Below are 3,618 nucleotides of genomic sequence, written 5' to 3'. Positions count from 1 at the left end.
GGGGCGAGCGCCAGCACGCGGGCGCTTTCGCGCGGCGCCGACAGGCCCCAGGCCTGGGCGGTCACGCCCAGCACCCGGCGCACGCGCACCTGCAAAGGGGTTGGGAAAGGTGCGGACATGGGTGCACCCTTTCAGAGCAGGTCCACCGGAGCGGCGTCCTGCAGGTTGAGCTTGCGGGGGATGAGCTTCAGGTCGAAGAACGTGTCGGCGATCACCTGCTGCTCGGCCAGGATGTCGCGCGACACCAGCGAGGTACCGTAGCCCGCCCGGCCCACGAACAACTCGGTGACGGCGCGGTCCAGTCCCAGCACGGTGGACAGCTCCGCCGCGGCCTCGGCCTTGTGCGCGGCAATCCACTTGTCGATGGCGTCCACCTCCTGGATGGCGACGCGCAGCACGTCGGCGTTCCTGGCGGAATAGTCGCGCGAGGAAAAGTAGTAGGCGCGGTTGTTCGCCACGCCCGTGGCATCGGCCAGCACGCGGGCCTGCAGCGTCTTTTGCGCCGACGCGAGGAACGGGTCCCAGATCACCCAGGCGTCCACGGCGCCTTTCTCGAAGGCCGCCCGCGCATCGGGCGGCGCGAGGAAGACCGGCTGCACGTCGCGGTAGTGCAGGCCGTGCTTTTCCAGCACCTTGACCAGCAGGTAGTGCACGTTCGAGCCCTTGTTGAGCGCGACGCGCAGGCCCTTCAGCTCGGCCACGCTCTGGATCGCCGAGCCCTTGGGCACGACGACGGCCTCCAGCTGCGGGCGCGGCACCGTGGCCCCCACGTACACCAGCGGCGCTCCGGCCGCCTGGGCGAAGATGGGGGGCGCTTCGCCCACGTCGCCGAAGTCGATCGAGCCGACGTTCAGCGCCTCCAGTTGCACCGGGCCGGCATTGAACTCGGTCCAGGTCACCTTCACGCCCAGCGGCGCCAGGCGCTTTTCCAGCGTGCCACGGGCCTTGAGCAGCGACAGCCAGCCCTTTTGGTGGCCCACGCGCAGGACGCGGTCGCCCTTCTGGGCCAAAGCGGGCGGCAGGCCGGCGGCCAGCACGGTGCCGAGGCCGGAAGCCACCATCCGGCGGCGCAGGGAAGAGAAATTCGAAGTCATGCGATCGGTCTTTCTGGCGAGGTCCACCGGGTGCGGGCGGCGATGCAGCGGCCTGCCCGCGGCGGGCGGGTTCTCAAAGATGGGGAGGGCTTGGGGAGGAGCGGACGGCGGGGGCCGGCCCACAGGCCGGCGCCGCCCGGGGCGCGTCAGACGCTACATCGCACCTGGGAGAAATGCACCGGCGCGAACCGCGTGGCCTGGGCCGGCGCGGGGCGCAGGGTTTCGGTGATGAGCACGTTCACGGCGTCGTCCAGCCGGGAGGACACGTCGTGCCCCACCTCGTAGGCGCCCTCGGGCGTGAGCGTGACCTGGGCATCGGTGGCGTAGATGCCCGGCAGGATGTGCTTGGCACCCAGCGACTGCAGCACCGGCCGCAGCGCGTAGTCCAGCGCCAGCATGTGGTGGGCGCTGCCGCCGGTGGCCAGCGGCAGCACGGTCTTGCCCTTGAGCGCCGCCTGCGGCAGCAGGTCGAGAAAGACCTTGAGCACGCCGCTGTAGGCCGCTTTGTAGACGGGTGTCGCCACCACCAGCACGCTGGCCTCGGCCACGCTGTCCACCGCGTGGGCGATGGAGCGGTGGCCCGTGTCCGCCAGCAGCAGCGCCTGGGGCGACAGGTCGCGGATGTGCAGGCGCTGCACCAGCGCACCGCGCACCGACAGGCGCTGCGACACGGTATCCAGCAGGGCGGCGGAGCGGGAACGCTCCGAGGGGCTGCCGGCGATCAGGAGGACGGACATGGAATGGGGCTTTCTAGCGCGGGCGGATTGGCAAGAGCGCCGTCGTCTTCACTTCTTGGTGTAGATCTGGTCGAAGCTGCCGCCATCGGCGAAGTGCGCCTTGTCGGCCTTCGCCCAGCCGCCGAAGGCCTGGTCGATGGTCACCAGCGTGAGCTTGGGGAACTGCTTGTCGTACTTGGCCTTGGCCTTGTCGCCCGTGGGGCGGTAGAAGTTCTTGCCGGCGATGTCCTGGCCTTCGTCGGAGTACAGGTACTTGAGGTATTCCTCGGCGACGGCGCGGGTGCCCTTCTTGTCCACGTTCTTGTCCACCACCGCCACGCTGGGCTCGGCCAGGATGGACAGCGACGGCACGACGATCTCGAACTTCTCGGGGCCGAACTCCTTCAGCGCCAGAAAGGCTTCGTTCTCCCAGGCCAGCAGCACGTCGCCCACGCCGCGCTGCACGAAGGTGATGGTGGAGCCGCGGGCGCCGGTGTCCAGCACGGGCACATTGCTGTACAGCTTGGCGACAAAGTCCTTGGCCTGTGCGTCGCCACCGTACTTGCGCTTGGCGAATTCCCAGGCGGCCAGGTAGTTCCAGCGGGCGCCGCCGGAGGTCTTGGGGTTGGGGGTGATCACCTGCACGCCGGGCTTGGCCAGGTCGTCCCAGTCCTTCAGACCCTTGGGGTTGCCCTTCTTCACCAGGAACACGATGGTCGAGGTGTAGGGGGCCGAATTGTGCGGCAGGCGTTTTTGCCAGTCGGCCTTGACGAGGCCGCCGTGCGTGACGAGCGCATCGATGTCGCCGCCCAGTGCCAGCGTGGCCACGTCGGCATCGATGCCGTCGATGATCGAGCGCGCCTGCTTGCCGGAGCCGCCGTGCGACTGCTTGATCGCCAGATCCTGGCCGCTCTTGGCCTTCCAGTGCTTGGCGAACGCCTGGTTGTATTCGACGTACAGCTCCCGGGTGGGGTCGTAGGACACGTTCAGGAACTGCACCGGCTGGGCCAGCGACGGCAAAGCCGTCAGGGCCATACCGGCCAGCAGGGCGGCGGCGAGGGGAAACTTGATAAAGTCGCGGCGAACGTTCATGAGAGGCTTTCTTTTGTGGAATGCGGTCCGGTGCAAATCACCGATGCAACGCATTCTGAAAGTCGCTCTTCAAAACTGGAACTACTGAAATTTCAGTTTTAAATACCCAAAACATCTAAACCACCTTTCCAGGACCCTTCCCCATGGCACGTACCGTTCAATGCATCAAACTCGGCAAGGAAGCCGAAGGCCTCGACTTTCCCCCCTACCCCGGTGACCTGGGCAAGCGCATCTGGGAGGGTGTCAGCAAGGAAGCCTGGGCCGCCTGGCTCAAGCACCAGACGATGCTGGTGAATGAAAACCGCCTGAACCTGGCCGACGCCCGCGCCCGCCAGTACCTGGCCCGGCAGATGGAGCAGCACTTCTTCGGCGAAGGCGCCGACGCCGCCCAGGGCTACGTGCCGCCCAGCGCCTGAACCGCCGGGAATGAACCCGGCTCGGTTCCTGCCGGAGCCCATCGACTGGCTGGCGGACGGCACCCCTTACAGCCCGCGGTTCGGCGACCGTTACCACAGTGAAAACGGCGGCCTGGACCAGGCGCGCCGCGTGTTCCTGCACGGCTGCGGCCTGCCCCAGGCCTGGGCCGGCCAGCCGCGCTGGCGCATCCTGGAGACCGGCTTCGGCCTGGGGTTGAACTTCCTCGTGACCTGGGCGGCCTGGCGCAGCGACCCCGATCGCCCCGCCCTGCTGCACTTCGCCTCGTGCGAGGCCCACCC

Annotated in this window: 4 protein-coding genes and 1 pseudogene; 2 read left to right on the top strand and 3 right to left on the bottom strand. The window is 68.0% G+C overall.

Translation table 11 applies throughout. The features are described from left to right. Positions 1-131: 131 nt before the first annotated feature. From AC27IQ_RS20335 to AC27IQ_RS20325, 3 genes are all read right to left on the bottom strand, one after another. The gene (locus AC27IQ_RS20335) at positions 132-1,094 is read right to left on the bottom strand and encodes a sulfonate ABC transporter substrate-binding protein (protein WP_284414459.1); all 963 of its coding nucleotides are present in this window, start codon (positions 1,092-1,094) and stop codon (positions 132-134) included. Between the two features lie 146 nt (positions 1,095-1,240). Beyond that, on the bottom strand, positions 1,241-1,831 hold the full coding sequence (ssuE, locus tag AC27IQ_RS20330) for an NADPH-dependent FMN reductase (protein ID WP_317354295.1): 591 nt from the start codon (positions 1,829-1,831) through the stop codon (positions 1,241-1,243). Between the two features lie 48 nt (positions 1,832-1,879). Further along, the gene (locus tag AC27IQ_RS20325) at positions 1,880-2,902 is read right to left on the bottom strand and encodes a sulfate ABC transporter substrate-binding protein (protein ID WP_272569324.1); all 1,023 of its coding nucleotides are present in this window, start codon (positions 2,900-2,902) and stop codon (positions 1,880-1,882) included. Between the two features lie 143 nt (positions 2,903-3,045). On the opposite strand from AC27IQ_RS20325, the gene AC27IQ_RS20320 reads away from it, so the two are divergent. Both AC27IQ_RS20320 and AC27IQ_RS20315 read left to right on the top strand, forming a co-directional pair. Continuing rightward, positions 3,046-3,318 (top strand): oxidative damage protection protein, encoded by a 273-nt coding sequence (locus tag AC27IQ_RS20320; RefSeq protein ID WP_284414462.1) that lies wholly within the window; start codon positions 3,046-3,048, stop codon positions 3,316-3,318. A 28-nt stretch (positions 3,319-3,346) separates the two neighbouring features. Continuing rightward, positions 3,347-3,618, top strand: a pseudogene (locus AC27IQ_RS20315) (FAD-dependent cmnm(5)s(2)U34 oxidoreductase); the annotation flags it as partial.

The organism is Acidovorax sp. KPB24-07 (assembly GCF_057543315.1).
This window is presented reverse-complemented; position numbering and strand designations above follow the sequence as displayed.